The 17,495-nt window shown below is 69.4% G+C and carries 18 protein-coding genes; 10 read left to right on the top strand and 8 right to left on the bottom strand.

Translation table 11 applies throughout. The features are described from left to right. Window positions 1-209: 209 nt before the first annotated feature. The 4 genes from ACFFII_RS09240 to ACFFII_RS09225 all read left to right on the top strand — a co-directional run bounded on the left by ACFFII_RS09240 (window position 210) and on the right by ACFFII_RS09225 (window position 6,293). Entirely contained in the window at window positions 210-1,538 is a 1,329-nt protein-coding gene (locus tag ACFFII_RS09240) for an amidase (RefSeq protein ID WP_377698800.1), read from the top strand. An 88-nt stretch (window positions 1,539-1,626) separates the two neighbouring features. Then, window positions 1,627-2,808 (top strand): aminotransferase class I/II-fold pyridoxal phosphate-dependent enzyme, encoded by a 1,182-nt coding sequence (locus tag ACFFII_RS09235; RefSeq protein ID WP_377698596.1) that lies wholly within the window; start codon window positions 1,627-1,629, stop codon window positions 2,806-2,808. 7 nt (window positions 2,809-2,815) lie between these two features. Beyond that, a complete protein-coding gene (locus ACFFII_RS09230; protein ID WP_377698595.1) occupies window positions 2,816-5,458 on the top strand; it encodes a DNA translocase FtsK in 2,643 nt (880 codons plus the stop codon). A gap of 19 nt (window positions 5,459-5,477) precedes the next feature. Further along, window positions 5,478-6,293 carry a DUF2268 domain-containing putative Zn-dependent protease gene (locus ACFFII_RS09225; RefSeq protein ID WP_377698594.1) on the top strand — a complete coding sequence of 272 codons (816 nt, stop codon included), beginning with the start codon at window positions 5,478-5,480 and terminating at the stop codon, window positions 6,291-6,293. A gap of 1 nt (window position 6,294) precedes the next feature. On the opposite strand, the gene ACFFII_RS09220 is transcribed toward ACFFII_RS09225, so the two are convergent. The 3 genes from ACFFII_RS09220 to ribA are packed head-to-tail and all read right to left on the bottom strand — an operon-like array spanning window position 6,295 to window position 8,556. After that, complete coding sequence (locus ACFFII_RS09220) at window positions 6,295-6,909, bottom strand: rhomboid family intramembrane serine protease (RefSeq protein ID WP_377698593.1); 615 nt, start codon at window positions 6,907-6,909, stop codon at window positions 6,295-6,297. Between the two features lie 37 nt (window positions 6,910-6,946). Beyond that, complete coding sequence (locus ACFFII_RS09215; RefSeq protein WP_377698799.1) at window positions 6,947-7,477, bottom strand: L,D-transpeptidase family protein; 531 nt, start codon at window positions 7,475-7,477, stop codon at window positions 6,947-6,949. 17 nt (window positions 7,478-7,494) lie between these two features. After that, on the bottom strand, window positions 7,495-8,556 hold the full coding sequence (ribA, locus tag ACFFII_RS09210; RefSeq protein ID WP_377698592.1) for a GTP cyclohydrolase II: 1,062 nt from the start codon (window positions 8,554-8,556) through the stop codon (window positions 7,495-7,497). A gap of 134 nt (window positions 8,557-8,690) precedes the next feature. On the opposite strand from ribA, the gene ACFFII_RS09205 reads away from it, so the two are divergent. Continuing rightward, a complete protein-coding gene (locus ACFFII_RS09205; protein ID WP_095639686.1) occupies window positions 8,691-9,377 on the top strand; it encodes a response regulator transcription factor in 687 nt (228 codons plus the stop codon). 141 nt (window positions 9,378-9,518) lie between these two features. Here the strand turns inward: ACFFII_RS09205 and ACFFII_RS09200 are convergent, their stop codons facing one another. Then, the gene (locus ACFFII_RS09200) at window positions 9,519-10,493 is read right to left on the bottom strand and encodes a glutathione S-transferase family protein (protein ID WP_377698591.1); all 975 of its coding nucleotides are present in this window, start codon (window positions 10,491-10,493) and stop codon (window positions 9,519-9,521) included. 39 nt (window positions 10,494-10,532) lie between these two features. On the opposite strand from ACFFII_RS09200, the gene ACFFII_RS09195 reads away from it, so the two are divergent. The 5 genes from ACFFII_RS09195 to ACFFII_RS09175 all read left to right on the top strand — a co-directional run bounded on the left by ACFFII_RS09195 (window position 10,533) and on the right by ACFFII_RS09175 (window position 13,649). Continuing rightward, entirely contained in the window at window positions 10,533-11,324 is a 792-nt protein-coding gene (locus ACFFII_RS09195) for an exodeoxyribonuclease III (protein WP_377698590.1), read from the top strand. A 74-nt stretch (window positions 11,325-11,398) separates the two neighbouring features. Beyond that, window positions 11,399-12,310, top strand: coding sequence for a tetratricopeptide repeat protein (locus ACFFII_RS09190; protein WP_377698589.1), 912 nt, complete (start codon window positions 11,399-11,401; stop codon window positions 12,308-12,310). After that, the gene (locus ACFFII_RS09185) at window positions 12,307-12,939 is read left to right on the top strand and encodes an LON peptidase substrate-binding domain-containing protein (RefSeq protein WP_377698588.1); all 633 of its coding nucleotides are present in this window, start codon (window positions 12,307-12,309) and stop codon (window positions 12,937-12,939) included. Before ACFFII_RS09190 ends, ACFFII_RS09185 begins: the two co-directional genes overlap by 4 nt. Before the next feature lie 35 nt (window positions 12,940-12,974). Continuing rightward, window positions 12,975-13,133, top strand: coding sequence for a Trm112 family protein (locus ACFFII_RS09180; protein WP_377698797.1), 159 nt, complete (start codon window positions 12,975-12,977; stop codon window positions 13,131-13,133). 6 nt (window positions 13,134-13,139) lie between these two features. Then, on the top strand, window positions 13,140-13,649 hold the full coding sequence (locus ACFFII_RS09175) for a GNAT family N-acetyltransferase (protein ID WP_377698587.1): 510 nt from the start codon (window positions 13,140-13,142) through the stop codon (window positions 13,647-13,649). Between the two features lie 237 nt (window positions 13,650-13,886). Here the strand turns inward: ACFFII_RS09175 and argC are convergent, their stop codons facing one another. The 4 genes from argC to ACFFII_RS09155 form a co-directional block, all read right to left on the bottom strand. Further along, complete coding sequence (argC, locus tag ACFFII_RS09170) at window positions 13,887-14,792, bottom strand: N-acetyl-gamma-glutamyl-phosphate reductase (RefSeq protein ID WP_377698586.1); 906 nt, start codon at window positions 14,790-14,792, stop codon at window positions 13,887-13,889. Window positions 14,793-14,832: 40 nt separating this feature from the next. Beyond that, window positions 14,833-15,162: a DUF779 domain-containing protein gene (locus ACFFII_RS09165; protein WP_377698585.1), complete on the bottom strand. Its 330-nt coding sequence runs from the start codon at window positions 15,160-15,162 to the stop codon at window positions 14,833-14,835. Then, window positions 15,159-16,214: a DNA topoisomerase IB gene (locus ACFFII_RS09160; RefSeq protein WP_377698584.1), complete on the bottom strand. Its 1,056-nt coding sequence runs from the start codon at window positions 16,212-16,214 to the stop codon at window positions 15,159-15,161. Before ACFFII_RS09160 ends, ACFFII_RS09165 begins: the two co-directional genes overlap by 4 nt. 73 nt (window positions 16,215-16,287) lie before the next feature. Next, on the bottom strand, window positions 16,288-17,340 hold the full coding sequence (locus ACFFII_RS09155; protein ID WP_377698583.1) for a quinoprotein relay system zinc metallohydrolase 2: 1,053 nt from the start codon (window positions 17,338-17,340) through the stop codon (window positions 16,288-16,290). Window positions 17,341-17,495: the final 155 nt, after the last annotated feature.

The following is a 17,495-nucleotide window of genomic DNA, read 5'->3' as shown; positions in this document are numbered from 1 at the left end:
TTCGTACAGATCTCCCGTGCTTTCGATCGCCCGGATAGGAGGCGAAGAAGGAAACAGTCTTCGAGGCTGTTTCCCCGCCGAATGGGTCCGGTGGACCGTTTTCAGCAAGGAAGGCCATGGCAGTGGCGAGCGGGGCAGCGCCCAGGTCCGGCATTGCCGCCCCGGCCCGGCGCCGTTAGCGTATGGCCGACACTTTCAGGGAACACCGCATGGACTGGCTCAAGGCGTCGGCGACGGAACAGGGACGCGCGATCATGGCCGGGCTGGTCAGCCCCGTCGATCTGGCCGAGGGCTATCTGGACGCCATCGCGCGCGCGCCGCTGAGCCCTCGTATCTTCGCCCGCACCACGCCCGAACGGGCGCGGGCCGAGGCCATTGCCGCCCATGACCGCGCCAAGGCCGGCCTGCGGCGCAGCCTGCTGGACGGCGTGGCGCTGGCGTGGAAGGACAACATCGACAGCGCAGGCGTGGCGACCGAGGCCGGCTCCATGCTGCTGGAAGGCCGCGTTCCCGCCCAGGATGCAGCGGTCCTGGCGACGGCGACACTGCAGGGCGCGGTGTGCCTCGGCAAGACCCACATGACGGAACTGGCCTTTTCGGGCCTCGGGCTGAACCCCACGGTCGCCACGGTGCCCAATGCCTATGACGCGAGTCTTGTCGCGGGCGGCTCTTCGGGCGGCTCGGCGGTGGCGGTGGCGATGGGGCTGGCGGCGGCGGCCATCGGGTCGGATACCGGCGGCTCGATCCGCCTGCCTGCCGCCTGGAACGGGATCGTCGGCTTCAAGCCCAGCCCCGGCGCGGTGGACATGACCGGCACCCTGCCGCTCTGCCGGCGCTTCGACGTCGTGGGGCCCCTGGCCCGGACGGTCGAGGACTGCGCCGAGGTCTTCGCGCTGATCCAGGGCATCCCCGCCCCGGACCTGCGCGGGGCCGAGCCGCGCGGCCTGCGGCTGATGGTGCTGGACGGCCTGCCTTTCGAGGGCGCACGCGAGGAACCCGTCGCCGCCTTCGAGGAGGCGGTGGAGCGCCTTGCCGCCGCCGGTGTCTCGATCACCCGCGCCGCGCCCGCCTGTGTCACCGATGCAGCCGCGCTCTCGCCCACGCTGTTCGCCCCCGAAGCCTATGGCCTGTGGCGCGACCAGATCGAGGCCGCGCCCGAGGTGATGTATCTGCCGATTCTGGAACGCTTCCGCGGTGGCCGTGAGGTCAGCGCCGCCGATTACGTCGCGGGATGGGAACAGCTGATCCGCTTGCGCGAGGACTGGGCCGCCACCGTCGCCTCCTATGACGCGGTGATCCTGCCCACCGCGCCGATCCTGCCGCCCGAAATCGCCCGGCTGGAAGACGACGCCATCTTCTTTGCGGCCGAGAACCTGCTGGCACTTCGCAACACACGCATCGGCAATTCCATGGGTCTGCCTTCCATCAGCCTGCCCACGGCGCGGCCTGCCTGCGGGCTGATGCTGATGGGCGCGGCGGGGGGCGACCTTGCCCTGCTGCGTGTGGCGCAGTCCGTCGAGGCCGCGCTGCGGGATTGACCCCCTCCGGCCTTTGTCTGGACGCATTGGCCCTTTGCCGATAGTCTGGCGCCAAACGGGACGGCAGATCCCGTGAGAGCGAGGCAGCATGACATCCCCCCAGCGGTTTTCGAACCTGCCGGATTATGCGTTTCCGCGCCTGCGGAAGCTCTTGTCCGACCTGACCCCCGGCCCCGACCCGATCGTCATGACGATCGGCGAGCCGCGCCATGGAATCCCTGATTTCGTCGCCCCGATCCTGTCCCGGACCGTGGGCGAACTGGGAAAATACCCGCCGAACGAGGGCACGCCGGACCTGCTGGCGGCAATCTCGGGCTGGCTTCGCACGCGTCACGGGATCGAGGTTCCGCCCGAGGGCATCACGGGCGTCAACGGCACGCGCGAGGGGCTGTTCAACGCGGCCCTGGCCCTGTGTCCCGAACGCAAGAACGGCGGCACCCCGCGAATCCTCGTGCCGAATCCCTTCTATCAGGTTTACGCCGTGGCCGCCGCCGCAGTGGGCGCCGAGCCCGTCTTCGTCAACGCGACCGGGGCGACCGGCCACCTGCCCGATTTCGAATCGCTCGACCGTGCCATGCTGGACGCGGCCGCGATCTGCTATCTCTGCTCGCCCGCGAATCCCCAGGGCGCGGTCGCGGGCCGCGACTATCTGGAACGGCTGGTCGAGCTGGCCGAGCGGCATGATTTCCTGATCTTCGCCGACGAGTGCTATTCCGAGATCTGGCGCAGCGCGCCTCCGCCCGGCGCGCTGGCGGTTGCCATGGGAATGGGGCTGGGCCACCGGGTCGTGATGTTCAACTCGCTGTCGAAGCGGTCGAACCTGCCCGGCCTGCGCTCGGGCTTTGTCGCGGGCGCGGCGGAGCACATTGCGCGGCTGCGGACGCTGCGCAGCTATTCCGGCGCGCCGGTCCCCCTGCCCCACCAGCGCGTCAGCGAGGCCGCCTGGGCCGACGAGGATCACGTTGCGGCGAACCGCGCGCTGTATCAGGAAAAATACGCCATCGCCGACCGGGTCTTCGGCAATGTGCCGGGCTATGTGCCGCCCGAGGGAGGCTTCTTCCTGTGGCTGCCCGTGGAAGACGGCGAGGCCGCCGCCCGCAGGCTCTGGGCCGAGGCGGGGGTGCAGGTACTGCCCGGCGCCTACCTGTCGCGCGACACCGACGCGGGCAATCCGGGCAAGGGCTACGTCCGCGTGGCGCTGGTGGGCCCGGCCGGGGAAACCGGGGATGCGCTGACCCGCATCCGCGACACGCTGTATGGGAAAGGGTAAACGGGGCATGGCCAGCTGGCAGGCGAAACACCGCGATCCGCTGTTCGACCAGACCACGCAGGTGGCGCTGGAACGACGGGTCAAGGAACTGGTCGGCGCAGGCCTGATCGTCGCGGGCGTGCTGGTCGCCACCATGCTGTTTTCCTTCAACCCTGACGATCCGGGCGTGGGCACCGCGACCGACCAGCCGGCGCAGAACCTGCTGGGGCGGGTCGGGGCCTATATCGCCTCGGCGCTGTTCATGATCGTGGGGCACGGCAGCTGGATGCTGGCCGTCTCGGGGATCGTCTGGGGCCTGCGGCTGATGCTGCACCGGGGCGAGGACCGGCTCTTGCGCGGCGTCTTCACGCCCATCGCCATGGTCGTGGCCTCGCTGCATGCCTCGTCCATGGTGCCGCCACCCGGCTGGACGCAGAGCTTCGGGCTGGGCGGGCACCTGGGCGACATGCTGATGGGGGGGATGATCGGCATCCTGCCCTTCAGCGCCGCTGTGGGCCTGAAGATCCTGGCGCTGCTGACCGCCGCAGGGGCAGTGGCGATGGCGGCCTTCGTGCTGGGCTTCGACCGGCGCGAGCTGATGGGGATCGGCCGCTTCCTCGCCACGGGTCTGGCCACCGCTTATGACCTTGCCATGACGGCGGTGGGACACGGGGCCTCTGCTTCGGTCGCCGCCGCGCGCGAAGTCCGCCGCCGCGCCGAGGCACGCCGCCGCCGCATGGCTGGAGAGGAGGCCCCTTCCGAAGCCGAGCCCGAGGCGCAGGCCTCCGAGCAGGCCATGTTCTCGCGCCTGCGCCGCGCGGCCCCCCTGCCCCCGGCCGAGGACGCGGCTCTGCCCCCCGAGCTGGTCGAACCCGCCCCCCAGTATGACGAGGCGGCCCCCGCCCCCGACGCGCAGGTCGTGCGCGAGCGGATCACCGAGGCGATCCGCCACCATCACGAACCCGAAGCCACGCCCGAGCCTGATGGCCGCTCGGTCCTTTCCGCCGTCACCGCCCGGTTGACGGGGCGCGCGCAATCCGTCCCGCCGGTGCCTCCGGCGCCGCCCACGGACACCTCGCGCGTGGTGATGCCGCCCGCGCGGCCCCTTGCGCCCTCGCGCCAGGCGATGGCCGAGGCGCAGCCGGGCCTGTCCTATGACAGTGCCGCCGTCGCCTATGAACGTCCGCCTCTGTCGCTGCTGGCGGCCCCCGGCACGGTCGAGCGCCACACGGCAAGCCCCGAGGCCCTGGCCGAGAACGCCCGGATGCTGGAGGCCGTGCTGGACGACTACGGCGTCAAGGGTCAGATCACGGCCGTCCACCCCGGCCCGGTGGTCACGCTGTACGAACTGGAACCCGCGCCGGGGCTGAAGGCCAGCCGCGTGATCGGGCTTGCCGACGACATCGCCCGGTCGATGTCGGCGCTGTCGGCCCGCGTCTCGACCGTGCCCGGCCGCACCGTGATCGGGATCGAGCTTCCGAACCAGCGCCGCGAAAAGGTCGTGCTGCGCGAGATCCTGTCAGCCAGCGCCTTCGGCGACAGCTCGGTGCCGCTGCCGCTGGCGCTCGGCAAGGACATTGGCGGCGAGCCCGTCGTGGCGAACCTCGCCAAGATGCCGCACCTGCTGATCGCGGGGACCACCGGCTCGGGGAAGTCCGTCGCCATCAACACGATGATCCTGTCGCTTCTCTACAAGCTGACGCCCGAGGAATGCCGGCTGATCATGATCGACCCCAAGATGCTGGAACTGTCGGTCTATGACGGCATCCCGCATCTGCTGTCCCCCGTCGTGACCGACCCCAAGAAGGCCGTCGTGGCCCTCAAGTGGGTCGTCTCCGAGATGGAGGAACGCTATCGCAAGATGTCCAAGATGGGCGTCCGCAATATCGAGGGCTACAACAGCCGCGTGCGCGAGGCGCTGTCGCGAGGCGAACTGTTCCGCCGCACCATGCAGACCGGCTTCGACGAGGAAACCGGCGAGCCCGTCTTCGAGACCGAGGAGTTCCAGCCCGAAACCTTCCCCTATATCGTCGTCATCGTGGACGAGATGGCCGACCTGATGATGGTCGCGGGGAAAGAGATCGAGGCCTGCATCCAGCGCCTCGCCCAGATGGCACGGGCCTCGGGCATCCACATCGTCATGGCGACGCAGCGCCCCTCGGTCGATGTGATCACGGGCACGATCAAGGCGAACTTCCCGACCCGGATCTCCTTCCAGGTCACCTCCAAGATCGACTCGCGCACCATCCTGGGCGAGCAGGGGGCCGAGCAGCTTCTGGGCATGGGCGACATGCTCTACATGGCCGGAGGCTCGCGCATCACCCGCGTCCACGGGCCTTTCGTCTCGGATGAGGAGGTCGAGGAGGTCGTCAACCACCTCAAGTCCTTCGGACCGCCGCAATATGTGTCCAACGTGGTCGAAAGCCCCGAGGACGAGCGCGACGCCGAGATCGACGCGATCCTGGCCTCGGACGGCTCGGACGATGCGCTCTATGACCAGGCGGTGGCGATCGTGGCCAAGGACCGCAAGTGTTCCACCAGCTACATCCAGCGCAAGCTGGCGATCGGCTACAACAAGGCCGCACGGCTGGTCGAGCAGATGGAGGAGCAGGGCGTCGTGAGCCCGGCGAACCACGTCGGCAAGCGCGAGGTCCTGGTGCCCGAGGTCTGACCGCGGGAGCCGGCGCGCCATGCCCTACTGGCAGGTTCATTTCCTGAACGCCCGCCACGCGCTGACCGGCATCATGCCCGAGGTCCGCGCGGCCATCGCCGAGGCGGTGGCGCGGGTCGCGGACCACCTGGACCTGCCCGACTTCGACGTGGTGGTGCGGGCGGGCGACGGCGGCTCCGACTGGGGCGTGATGGGTGCCGCGCCTGCGCCCGGCGTCGTCGAGCTGACCCTGTCGCCCGCACGTTTTGCACATGAACTGACGGTGCGACGGATGCTGCGCGAACTGCACCACGTCGCCCGCTGGGACGGGCCAGGCTATGGCCGATCCCTGGGCGAGGTGCTGGTCAGCGAGGGGCTGGCCGGACATTTCGTCGTGCAGGTTCTGGGCGGCGTGCCCGACCCCTGGGACGCGGCCACGCCGCCCTCGGGGCTGGCGAAGCGGGCGATGACGGAATGGGCCTGGCGTGACCTCGACCGCGGGCTGTGGTTCGAGGGGAAGGGCAACATCCGGAAATGGGCGGGCTACGGGCTCGCGCACCGGCTGCTGGCCGAGCACCTGTCACGCGAGCCGGAACTTGAAGCTGCGGCCCTGGTCCACATTTCGGCCGAGGCTCTGCGCCCCGCGATGCGGCGTCTGAGCGGCGCGCCCGACAGCGAGCCGGAATCCGAGGCTTTACCGCAGGAGCCCTCGGGGGAAACGCGGGGCGAAGAGATCGTTCCGCAGCCCGGCGCCGAGGCACAAGCGCCCGCCGAGGAAACGCCGGGGACAGACGCCCTCCCGCAAGGGAAGGATTCGCCCGCAGCCTCCGGCGACGAACCTCCGCCGCAGGCCTGAATCAGCGCTGGTGGGGCCGGTAAAGCAGGCCCATGGCAAGCCCGGCCACGGCCCCGCCCAGATGGGCCTGCCAGGCGATGTTCGGCACGGCCAGCGTCAGCAGGACGTTCAGCAGGACGAACTGCAGGACCGGGCCCATGAGCGGGCGCAGGCTGCCGCCCTTGCCCAGCTGGATACGGGCGGCGATGGCGATCTCGGCCCCCGCCAGTCCGAAGATCGCGCCCGAGGCCCCCACCACCGGCAGGGGGCTGTCAGAGAGCCACAGTTGCACCGCCCCTGCCGCGACCTGTGCCACGACATACAGCGCCACCATGGCCGCCCCGGACATCGCCAGCGACAGCGAGCGGGCCAGCACGTAAAGCGCCAGCATGTTCATCCCCAGGTGCAGCAGCCCCCCGTGCAGGAAGCCGTAGGTCAGGAACATCGTCACCTGCTGGCCGGGGAACATCGGCCGGACATTCTGGAACAGCTGCGGCCACAGGGCGCCGTGCAGCATCCCCCATTCGTCCCAGGCGGGCACCAGCATCAGCAGCTGGACAGCCACACAGGCCAGGATGACGCCCATGAAGGCGCGCGGAACGGACGGACGTGGAAAGGTCTGGATCGGCTCTGTCATGGGGAGAGCATAAGCGCGGATCGGGCGGCGGAAAGCCTCATGCCGTCTGGGCGACGGCCCCGCGGTGGCCAAGGCGGCCGGACAGCGTTGCCGGCACGACCAGCCTGGTCCCCGGCGCGGCCTCGGCGGCCAGGCGGATCAGGTCGCGGCGGGCGAAGGCGATGCAGCCCGCCGTCGGATAGCGGGGCCTGCGCCATTGGTGCAGAAAGATGGCCGAGCCCTGTCCCGCCTTCGCCTCGGGCCAGTTCCAGTCGGTGACCAGCACCAGATCATACAGCGGATCGGCCCGCCGCAGGCGTTCATGGCTGGCGGCAAAGGGCGCCTGCACCCAGTGGTTATAGGCCGGATGGCCGCTTTCGTCGCACCAGAGGTGGCGTGGTCCGATCGCTTCCGCCCAAGGCGCGGGCCGCACGATGCGGTCGGGACGGTAGAGCAGCCCGACGATCCGGTGGATGCCGGCCGGGGTGGCACCGTCGCCCTCGCGCTTGGCAGCCGAGACGCCGCCCCGGCCGATACTGCAGGGAATCAGCCGGCCCGCAAAGCGCAGACCGGCAGGCGTCAGCAGCATGTCCCCGGGGCGGGGGATCACAGCAGGTGCCCCGACTTGTCGCGCTTGACGGTCAGGTAGGCGTCGTTCCAGCGGTTGCGGCCGACCTGCAGGGGCACGCGCTCGACCACGCGGATGCCGTGGCCTTCCATCATCGCCACCTTGCGCGGGTTGTTCGTCATCAGCCGCACTGACGAAAAGCCTAACCGCCGCAGCATCGCCGCGCCCAGGCGGAAGTCGCGTTCGTCATCCTCGAAGCCCAGCCGGTGATTGGCCTGCACCGTGTCGAAGCCTTGGGATTGCAGATCATAGGCGCGCATCTTGTTGGCCAGCCCGATGCCCCGCCCCTCCTGGTTCAGATACAGCAGCACGCCCGCGCCTGCCGTCCCCATGGCCGCCAAGGCCGCGTGCAACTGTGGCCCGCAGTCGCACTTGAGGCTGCCCAGCACGTCGCCGGTGAAGCAGGCCGAATGCAGCCGCGCCAGCACGGGGGCGTCACGGGACGGATCGCCGATCTCGACCGCGTAATGCTCGGACCCGCCGTCCTCGGCACGCAGGATGTGCAGGCGCGTGTGCTCGGCCGCCGCGATGGGCAGGCGCGCGGCGGCAACCGGAGCCAGCGCCGTTTCGGCCGCCAGCTGCGCCAGTACGGGACCGGCGGGCAGGATCGTCAGGCCGGGGGGCGGCGCGGTCACGGGCACCATCAGCACCGCGGGCAGAAGCTCGGCCGACTTGGCAAGTGCCAGCGCCGCACGATGGGCGCTCGCATCCCCTTCGCGCCGGGTGAACAGCGGCCCCTTCATCGGCACCCGCAGGTCGTCCGAGGGGTCGGCCACGGCCCGCAGCCAGGTGAGGTCAGCATCCCCCGGCACCTCGACGCGGGCGAGATCGCCGTCATAGGCGCGCGCCTTCAGCGTCTCGGCCCGGCGGTCGGTCAGCGCAAGCACGGGCTTGCCGAAGCCCCGCAGCGCCGCCAGCCGGGCGGGTGCCAGCGTTTCCACCGCCGCCGCCAGATGGCCGTCAATCACGACCGGCAGCCCCACCCGCAGGTCGGTGCGGGCGCGGCTGATCGTCTCGGTCAGGGTGGGCAGCAGGGTCATCGGGCCATAAATCCTGAAACATTCCGTAACATAAGGGCGCCGGGCCACAACTGCTTGTGAGAAACATTGCAACCCGCTGGACGTGGGTGCCCGCAGGGCCATCTTCGCGCAAACGTCAACCGAAGGAGGTTCCCATGGCCGGACTGAAGAAGATCCTGCTTGTCGACGATGAGGAAGACCTGCGCGAGGCGCTGGCCGAGCAGCTGGTCGCCACCGAGGATTTCGACGTCTTCGAGGCCGGCAGCGGGGCCGAGGCGATCGAGAAGACCAAGGGCGCCATCTTCGACCTGGTGGTGCTGGACGTGGGTCTGCCCGACACCGACGGGCGCGAACTCTGCAAGCGGATGCGCAAGCAGGGCGTGAAATGCCCCATCGTCATGCTGACCGGCCATGACACGGACGCCGACACGATCCTGGGGCTGGATTCCGGGGCCAACGACTACATCACCAAGCCCTTCAAGTTCCCCGTTCTTCTGGCCCGCCTGCGCGCCCAGCTTCGCACGCACGAGCAGTCCGAGGACGCGATCTTCCAACTTGGGCCCTACACCTTCAAGCCCTCGATGAAGATGCTGATCGACGGCAAGGACCGGAAGATCCGCCTGACCGAGAAGGAAACCAACATCCTCAAGTTCCTGTATCGCGCGCAGGACGGGGTGGTGCCGCGCGACGTGCTGCTGCACGAGGTCTGGGGCTACAACGCGGGCGTCACCACCCACACGCTGGAAACCCACATCTACCGCCTGCGCCAGAAGATCGAGCCCGATCCTTCCAACGCGCGGCTGCTGGTGACGGAAAGCGGCGGCTACCGGCTGGTGGCGTAATTATTTCAACCGGCGCCGGGAACCCGCCGCGCAGCCGCGGGTTGAACAGGACGAAGCCCAGTGGTCGGGGACGCGGCCACATTCCTCCCTCCCTGTCTCACTGGCCCCGGCGTTTTCGCCGGGGTTTTTTCTTGCCGGGTTTCAACCGCGGCCGTGCGGCTCGTCCCAGGCGATCACCGGGTTGATCGGGATCAGTCCGTGCGGGTTCAGGTCGGGATGGCTGCGATAGTAATGGTGGGTGATGTGGTCCTGCCGCACCGTGGGCGCGATGCCCGGCATCTGGTAAAGCTCGCGCGTCCAGGCCCAGAGATTCGGATAATCGCGCAGCCACTGACGGTTGCATTTGAAATGCGTGTGATAGACCGTGTCGAAGCGCACGGCGCTGGTGAACATCCGCCAGTCGGCCTCGGTCAGCTGGTCTCCGGTCAGGTAGCGGTTGCGGGACAGGAGGTCGTCGGCCCATTCCATTGTCTCGAAGACGGGGCCCACCGCCTCGTCATAGGCTTCCTGCCGGGCGGCGAAGCCCGCGCGATAGACCCCATTGTTGAAGTGGGGATAAACGCGCTCGTTCACCGCCTCGATGGCGTCGCGCAGGTCATCGGGCCAGAAATGGGTATCGCTGCCGGTCAGCGCGTCGAAGGCGCTGTCGAACATGCGGATGATCTCGCTCGATTCGTTCGAGGCGATGGTGTTCTGCTGCTTGTCCCACAGGACCGGCACCGTGACCTTGCCGGTCATCTTCGGATCGGCGCGCAGGTAGATTTCGCGCAGGTAGTCCGCTTCGAACAGCGTATCACCCGTGGCGCCGTCGAAACTGGTGGAAAAGGTCCAGCCCTCGTCCCCCATCACCGGATGGACCACCGAGACGTCGATATGCGGCGCCAGGCCCTTGAGTTCGCGGAAGATCAGTGTCCGGTGCGCCCAGGGGCAGGCGTAGGAGACGTAAAGGTGATAGCGCCCGCTTTCGGCGGCAAAGCCCCCCTGCCCCGAGGGTCCGGCCGCGCCGTCCGGCGTGATCCAGTTGCGGAAGCCCGCGTTCTGGCGCTTGTACGCGCCGTCCTTCTTCGACGCCCCGATGCTGCCCTTGGTCCAGACCCCGTCCACAAGCTGGTTCATCGGCTTTCCCTTTCCCGCGCTGCGCGTTAAGTCGCGCCCATGTTCACCATTGCCACCTGGAACATCAACTCGGTCCGCCTGCGGGCCGGTCTGGTCACCCGTCTGCTGGGCGAGGAAGCCCCGGACATCCTGTGCCTGCAGGAATGCAAGTCGCCGGTCGAGAAGATGCCCTTCGAGCTGTTCCACGATCTCGGCTACCGCTGGATCGTGGCGCGGGGCCAGCGCGGCTACAATGGCGTCGCCATCATGTCGCGCCTGCCGATCACCGATGCGGGCGACCGCGACCATGCGGGACTTGGCCACGCCCGCCATGTCGCGGCGCGGCTGGAAAACGGCGTCACCATCCACAACGTCTATGTGCCCGCAGGGGGCGACGTTCCGGACCGCGAGGTCAACGTCAAGTTCGGCCAGAAGCTCGACTACCTGACCGACATGCGCGACAGCTTCCACGCGGACCGGCCCGAGCGGTCCATCCTCGTGGGCGATCTCAACATCGCGCCGCTGGAGGATGATGTCTGGTCGCACAAGGCGATGCAGAAGATCGTCAGCCACACGCCCATCGAGATCGAGCATCTGGCGCAGGCCCAGGATGCGGGCGCCTGGGTGGACGTCACCCGCAAGGACATCCCCGAAGGCAAGCTTTATTCCTGGTGGAGCTATCGCGCCCGCGACTGGGACGCCGCCGACAAGGGCCGCAGGCTGGACCACATCTGGGCCACGTCCGACATCGCTCAGGCGGGTCACGCCAGCCGCATCCTGCGCCCCGTCCGCGGGTGGGAGCAGCCCAGCGACCACGTTCCCGTCTTCGCCTGCTTCGACCTGAGGGTGTAAGCAAGGCCCCTTCCGGTCCCCCGCCGCAGCGCCCATATTGCGGCCAAGCAAGGAAACAGCCGGGGATCAGGACGATGCTGCTGCAAGGCTCGGGCGAGACAGCGCCGAACACCGCCGATTTCATCAAGGACGTGACGGAGGCGGTCTTCATGGCCGAGGTCGTGGACGCATCCATGCAGGTGCCGGTGATCGTCGATTTCTGGGCGCCCTGGTGCGGCCCCTGCAAGACGCTGGGCCCGCAACTGGAAGCCGAGGTCGCCCGCCACAAGGGCCGCGTCCGCATGGCAAAGGTCAACGTGGACGAGAACCAGATGATCGCGGGCCAGTTGCGCGTGCAGTCGATCCCGACCGTTTATGCCTTCTTCCAGGGCCGCCCTGTCGATGCATTCCAGGGCGCGATCCCCCAAAGCCAGATCAAGCAGTTCGTGGAAAAGCTGGTGGCGCTGGGGGGCGATGACGGCGGCCTTGGCGCGGCGCTGGAAGCCGCCGAGGCGATGCTGGCCGAAGGCGCGGCGCTGGACGCGGCCGAAACCTTCGCCGCGATCCTGGGCGAAGAACCCGAGAACGCCGAAGCCTGGGGCGGGCTGGTCCGCGCGCATCTGGCCGCGGGCGATGTCGCATCCGCCGAGGAAGCGCTGGGGCAGGTGCCTCCTGCCGCCACCAATGCCGCCCCGGTCGAGTCTGCCCGCGCGCAGCTCGCGCTGGCGCGGCAGGCCGAGAAGGCTGGGCCACTGGCAGACCTGGAATCGCGGGTCAGCGCCGATCCCGCCGATCACCAGGCGCGCTTCGACTATGCCACCGCCCTGCACGCGGCCGGCCGAGTCGAGGAGGCGATCGACCAGCTGCTCGAATCCTTCCGCCGCGACCGCGACTGGAACGAGGGCGCGGCCAAGGCGCAGCTGCTGACGATCTTCGATTCGCTCAAGCCCACCGATCCGCTGGTGCAGAAGGGGCGCCGGCGGCTGTCGTCGCTGATCTTCGCGTGACCCCGCGCGGCGCCCTGCCCGACACGATCCCGCTGTTTCCCCTGCCGGGCGCGGTGCTGCTGCCGCGCACGCGCCTGCCGCTGCACATCTTCGAGCCGCGCTACCTGCAGATGCTGGAGGATGCGCTGAAATCCGGCCACCGGCTGATCGGCATGATCCAGCCTGTCGGCGACGGCTTGGCCGCCGTGGGCACGGCCGGCCGCGTCACGATGTTCTCGGAAATGGACGACGGGCGGCTGATGATCTCGCTTCGGGCGATCTCGCGCTTCCGGCTGGTCGAGGCGATCGAGGGCTTCACCCCCTATTTGCGCGGCCGGGTGGACTGGACGCCCTTCCGGGCCGACCGCGCCCCCTCGGTCCCGCCAGACCAGGAGTTCGACCGCCCGGCCTTTATCGAGCGGCTGCGCCGCTACATGGCCGAACGCGAGCTTTCGACCGACTGGAACGCCGCCGAGGAGGCCGACGACGAGTTGCTGGTCAACAGCCTGTCCATGCTGCTGCCCCTGGGCGTCGAGGAAAAGCAGGCCCTGCTAGAGGCCGTGGACCTGCCCGCCCGGCGCGAGATGCTGGACGGGCTGCTGGAATATGCCCTGCATGGCGGCGGCGACGACGAGGAGATGCTGCATTGACAACTCAAGCCCCCGCCCCCGCCTTCGACCGGCACATGCTGGAAGCGCTGGTCTGCCCGGTCACGCATGGTGCGCTGGATTATGACGCGGCCCGGCAGGAGTTGGTCTCGCGTCGGGCGGGGCTGGCCTTCCCGATCCGTGCCGGCATTCCGATCATGCTGGTCGGCGAAGCGCGCCAGATCAAGGCGGACTGAGCAGCCGTGCCCGTTCCGGGCCTGACGCTTCGTGACGAGACGCTCGAGGATGCAGAGGCGATCCGCAGGCTGATCACAGAGGCCTTCCGGGACGCGGCCCATTCCAGCGGGACCGAGGCGCAGATCGTGGACGATCTGCGCGCAGCGGGTGCCCTCACCCTGTCACTGCTGGCAGAGGGAGATGACGGCATCGCAGGCCATCTCGCCGCCTCGCCCGTCCGCATCGGAGAGGCGCCCGGCTGGTCCGGCATTGGCCCGGTCGCGGTCAGGCCCGACCGGCAGTCGCAGGGCGTCGCTTCGGCGCTGATGAAGGCGGCGTTGGCGCGCCTGCGGGCTGAGGGGGCGCAAGGCGCGGTGCTGGTCGGAGATCCGGCATATTACGGGCGCTTCGGCTTCGCTGCCGATCCGCGGATCGTGGTCCCCGGCATCCCGGCCGGCTATGTTCTGGCACTGCCCTTCGCCCAGCCTGCCTACGGCCGGGTTCGCTATCATCCCGCCTTCGGGCTCGAGAACTGACGGCTGGAACCGTCTTCACGGCCTCGCCCCCGGGCGCTGGCCAAAGGTCAGCCGCACACGATACCCTGGCCCGCACTCCGTACGACAGGCCGGCGCGTGGCCGAGCTTTCAAGGACGCAGTGTCCCGGCCCGCTCAGTCCCTCGGGGGCTAAGCAGCATCACGCCGGAGCCTTGACTGTCCTGCTCATGGCCAATCCCCTTTCCGTCTTCGGGATCGGGGACCGGCCGCGGCGGGACCTAGAGCCCCGCCGCCTCGTCCGCACCGATCATCAGGTTGAGGTTCTGCACCGCCGCGCCCGAGGCGCCCTTGCCGAGGTTGTCCAGCACGGCCACCAGCACCGCGCAGCCGTTCTCGTCGCTGCCATGGACCGACAGGTGCATCTCGTTGGTGTCGTTCAGCACGGTCGGGACCACGCGGGCGACGGGATCGACCACCTTGACGAAGCGCGAACCCTCATAGTGGCGGGCCAGCGCCTCGCGGAGGTCGGCCAGCTTGCGGCCCTGAAACTGCAAGGGGATCTGCACGACCATGCCCTGGGCGAACTGGCCCACGGAGGGCGCGAAGACCGGGCGGCGGGTCAGCTTCGAATGCTTGATGATCTCTGGCAGGTGCTTGTGGCCCTGGCCCAGCGCATAGACGAAATGTGCCGGGGCGCCGTCGGCCTCCATCTCGGCGATCAGTTCCTTGCCACCGCCGGTATAGCCGGACACCGCGTTGATCGAGGCGATCTCGTCGGGGGCAACCAGCCCCGCCGCAACGAGAGGCGCGGCGAGCGCGATGGCGCCGGTGGAATAGCAGCCGGGGTTCGATACCCGGGCGGAACCGGCGATGGCCTCGCGCGCGCCGGGGGCCAGTTCGGGAAAGCCGAAGGCCCAGCCATCCGCCACGCGATGCGCGGTCGAGGCGTCGATGAAGCGCACCTCCAGCCCCTCGGCCAGCGCGACCGCTTCCCTGGCGGCGGCATCGGGCAGGCAGAGGATAGCAATCTCGGCGCTTGCCAGCGCCTCGCGCCGGGCCTCGGGGTCCTTGCGGCGGGCGGGGTCGAGCTGGACCAGCTCGATGTCGGTGCGGGGCGCCAGGCGGTCGCGGATCTGCAGCCCCGTGGTCCCGGCCTCGCCGTCGATGAACACCTTGTGCGCCATGTCGCCCCCTTTCGCTTGCCCCGCGATGTGGCCCGTCCGCTCAGGCGGCGCAAGTGGGCGGGCGCAGGACGAAATGGCGGTCCATCGCGTTGTCGAGGCTGAATCCCGACCCGCGCCCCGGCACCGCGTCCACCAGCAGGTCGGTGTCGGCCCAGGCCTCGGCCTGAAGGCTGCCGGTCCAGAAGGGCGCGGTGCCCACGGTGCCAAGCTGCACGTCGTTGGATCCGATGCGGAAGTCGCCCTGCGCGTAGACCATGGGCGCGGTCCCGTCGCAGCAGCCCCCCGACAGGTGGAACATCACGGGGCCATGCGCGGCCTCGATCTCGGCCAGCAGGTCCAGCGCGGCGGGGGTCGCGGTGATGCGGTTCATGCGGCGAGCCTTTGCTTCAGGAACTCGAGCACCCGCCGCTCCTCAGGGCGCAGGGCGGGTCCGTCCAGTTCCTCGGCGATCTCCTCGCCGATTTCCAGCGCCAGATCATCGGACAGGTAGCTGTCGATCACCTGCGGGTGGACATAGCACTTGCGGCAGATCGTGGGGGTGTTGCCGAGGCGGGCCGAGACCTGCTCGATCGCCTCGCGGACGTTGCGCTTGGCGGCGGCCGCGCTGTCGGCCTTCTCGTATTCGGCCAATGCCAGCGCCGCCAGCACCGTGCCGGTCCAGGTGCGGAAGTCCTTGGCGGTGATGTCGGTGCCGGAAATCTCGCGCAAGTAAGCGTTCACGTCGCCCGAGGTGACTGTGCGCCGCTCGCCGGCGTCGTCGAGATACTGGAACAGCTGCTGGCCCGGCAGGTCCTGGCTGGCCTTGACGATCCGCGCCACCCGGCGGTCGCGGATGCCGAGGTTCCATTCCTTGCCGCTTTTCCCCTTGAAGCGGAAGCGCACCTGCGCGCCCTCGATCTTCACGTGCCGGTCGTTCAGGGTGGTCAACCCGTGCGACTTGTTCTGTTTCGCATAATCCGCGTTGCCGACCCGGATCATCGTCGTTTCCAGCAGGTGCACGACCGTCGCCAGCACCTTCTCGCGCGGCATCCCCCGGAGGCGCATGTCCTCGTCCACGCGGGCGCGCAAGGCGGGAAGGGCCGCGGCGAAGTCCAGCATCCGCTCGTATTTCGTGCTGTCGCGGACCTCGCGGAAGCGGGGGTGGTAGCGATACTGCTTGCGCCCCCGCGCGTCGCGGCCCGTGGCCTGGATATGTCCGTCGGGGTCGGCGCAGATCCAGACGTCGGTATAGGCCGGCGGGATCGCCAGCGCGCGGATGCGGGCCAGCACCTCCTTGTCCTTCACCGTCCTGCCCTGGACATCGCGGTAGCTGAAGCCCTTGCCGGCGCGGCGGCGGGTGATGCCCGGTTCGGTGTCGCTGACATAGACCAAGCCCGCGCTGACGGCGGCCTCCTGCGGATCGACGATATTTCCTGTCGCCATCATCCGCTCCCTGCGGCTGTGGCCCCGAACGCGGCAGGGGCGCGTTTGGTTCGCATGCAAGGGGCCGGAGGGCTCACTCCCACTCCAGCTCGGCATAGGCGGCGGCGGCATTGCGCGCGGTCGTCGCCTCGAAATCGGCCCAGCCGGTCGCGAGCGGCGCCATGGTCCGCCCCACGGCGGGAACAGCCTCGGACAGCCCCAAGCCCGCGTCCAGCGCCTGCCGCACGGCGTCGCGCAGCGCCGCCAGATAGCTGCCCTGCGCGGCACCGGCTTCCTTGAACGATCCCGCCACCGGTCCGTGCCCCGGGATCACCGGGACGCCGTCATGGGATCCCGCCAGCCAGTCGAGCCAGCCCTTCAGCGAGCCGTCCACCACCGGCGTCAGCCCTCGGAACACGAGGTCGCCCGTGAACAGCGCGCCGGTGGCGCTGTCGCGCACGGTCAGGTCAGTGTCGGTATGGGCAGGGGGCGCGGGCACGAGTTCCAGGCTGCGGCCGCCGAGATCCAGCGTTTCGGGGCCTTCGACGGTGCGGGTCGGCCCGATCATGACGGTGCCCGCCCATGCCGCGGCACCGATCTGGGCAGGAATGCTTTCGGCCCAGGTGTCGCGGCGCAGTTCCAGCGCCTCGGGCAGCCGGGCGTCGGCGATGATCTCGGCGCCGGCCTCGGCGAAAACCTCGGCGCCGGCGATGTGGTCGGGGTGCATGTGGGTCAGGACCACGGGGCCGATCGGCAGGTCGGTCAGGCGGCGGATGGCGGCATAAAGCGCCTCGCCCTGTTCGCGCGATCCGCCGGGGTCTATGACGGCCACGCGGTCCTGGCCCAGCACCACGCCGAGATTGGCGATCCAGCCGCGATTCCCGGGGGAAAGCGGCGCCTCGGCGCCGCGATGGACATGGACGCCGGGGGCGACCTCGGTCAGATCCAGGGCGGGGGCATCGGACAGCGGAGCGCAGCGCCAGTCCCGGCCCGACAGGTCCGTATGGGCGACCAGCCATGCGGCGGCTGCCTGCGCGGCCCGGGCTTCACAGGCGGCGGCATCCGGGGATTGCACCGCAGGCAGCAGCCGGTCCGCGCAGAGCGAGGGGTCGGCGGCAAGGCAGGCGGTCAGGATCAGGACATGCATGGACGGGCCTCCTGCGCGAAGGATGGCGTCCGACGGCGCGGCGTGCAGTAGGCAGGCAGGCTTCTACGACCTTCGTCGGGGTCGCCGCATCGGCCCCTGCCTTGTCACCATTGCCGCGCATCCGCGCCGATCCCATCGGCGCAAGGGAGATTCGC

The organism is Paracoccus niistensis, assembly GCF_042432925.1.
GTDB lineage: Bacteria > Pseudomonadota > Alphaproteobacteria > Rhodobacterales > Rhodobacteraceae > Paracoccus > Paracoccus niistensis.
Note: the sequence above shows the minus strand (reverse complement) of the source record. Positions and strands in the feature narration are given on the sequence as shown.

What these genes read in the sequence shown, in the direction of transcription:
- argC (WP_377698586.1), bottom strand. Translation starts at nt 14,792, where the DNA reads ATGGCGCACAAGGTGTTCATCGACGGCGAGGCCGGGACCACGGGGCTG.
- ACFFII_RS09205 (WP_095639686.1), top strand. Translation starts at nt 8,691, where the DNA reads ATGGCCGGACTGAAGAAGATCCTGCTTGTCGACGATGAGGAAGACCTG.
- ACFFII_RS09160 (WP_377698584.1), bottom strand. Translation starts at nt 16,214, where the DNA reads ATGGCGACAGGAAATATCGTCGATCCGCAGGAGGCCGCCGTCAGCGCG.
- ACFFII_RS09215 (WP_377698799.1), bottom strand. Translation starts at nt 7,477, where the DNA reads ATGCTGCTGACGCCTGCCGGTCTGCGCTTTGCGGGCCGGCTGATTCCC.
- ACFFII_RS09195 (WP_377698590.1), top strand. Translation starts at nt 10,533, where the DNA reads ATGTTCACCATTGCCACCTGGAACATCAACTCGGTCCGCCTGCGGGCC.
- ACFFII_RS09240 (WP_377698800.1), top strand. Translation starts at nt 210, where the DNA reads ATGGACTGGCTCAAGGCGTCGGCGACGGAACAGGGACGCGCGATCATG.
- ACFFII_RS09165 (WP_377698585.1), bottom strand. Translation starts at nt 15,162, where the DNA reads ATGAACCGCATCACCGCGACCCCCGCCGCGCTGGACCTGCTGGCCGAG.
- ACFFII_RS09180 (WP_377698797.1), top strand. Translation starts at nt 12,975, where the DNA reads ATGCTGGAAGCGCTGGTCTGCCCGGTCACGCATGGTGCGCTGGATTAT.
- ACFFII_RS09220 (WP_377698593.1), bottom strand. Translation starts at nt 6,909, where the DNA reads ATGACAGAGCCGATCCAGACCTTTCCACGTCCGTCCGTTCCGCGCGCC.
- ACFFII_RS09190 (WP_377698589.1), top strand. Translation starts at nt 11,399, where the DNA reads ATGCTGCTGCAAGGCTCGGGCGAGACAGCGCCGAACACCGCCGATTTC.
- ACFFII_RS09155 (WP_377698583.1), bottom strand. Translation starts at nt 17,340, where the DNA reads ATGCATGTCCTGATCCTGACCGCCTGCCTTGCCGCCGACCCCTCGCTC.
- ACFFII_RS09200 (WP_377698591.1), bottom strand. Translation starts at nt 10,493, where the DNA reads ATGAACCAGCTTGTGGACGGGGTCTGGACCAAGGGCAGCATCGGGGCG.
- ACFFII_RS09235 (WP_377698596.1), top strand. Translation starts at nt 1,627, where the DNA reads ATGACATCCCCCCAGCGGTTTTCGAACCTGCCGGATTATGCGTTTCCG.
- ACFFII_RS09225 (WP_377698594.1), top strand. Translation starts at nt 5,478, where the DNA reads ATGCCCTACTGGCAGGTTCATTTCCTGAACGCCCGCCACGCGCTGACC.
- ribA (WP_377698592.1), bottom strand. Translation starts at nt 8,556, where the DNA reads ATGACCCTGCTGCCCACCCTGACCGAGACGATCAGCCGCGCCCGCACC.
- ACFFII_RS09230 (WP_377698595.1), top strand. Translation starts at nt 2,816, where the DNA reads ATGGCCAGCTGGCAGGCGAAACACCGCGATCCGCTGTTCGACCAGACC.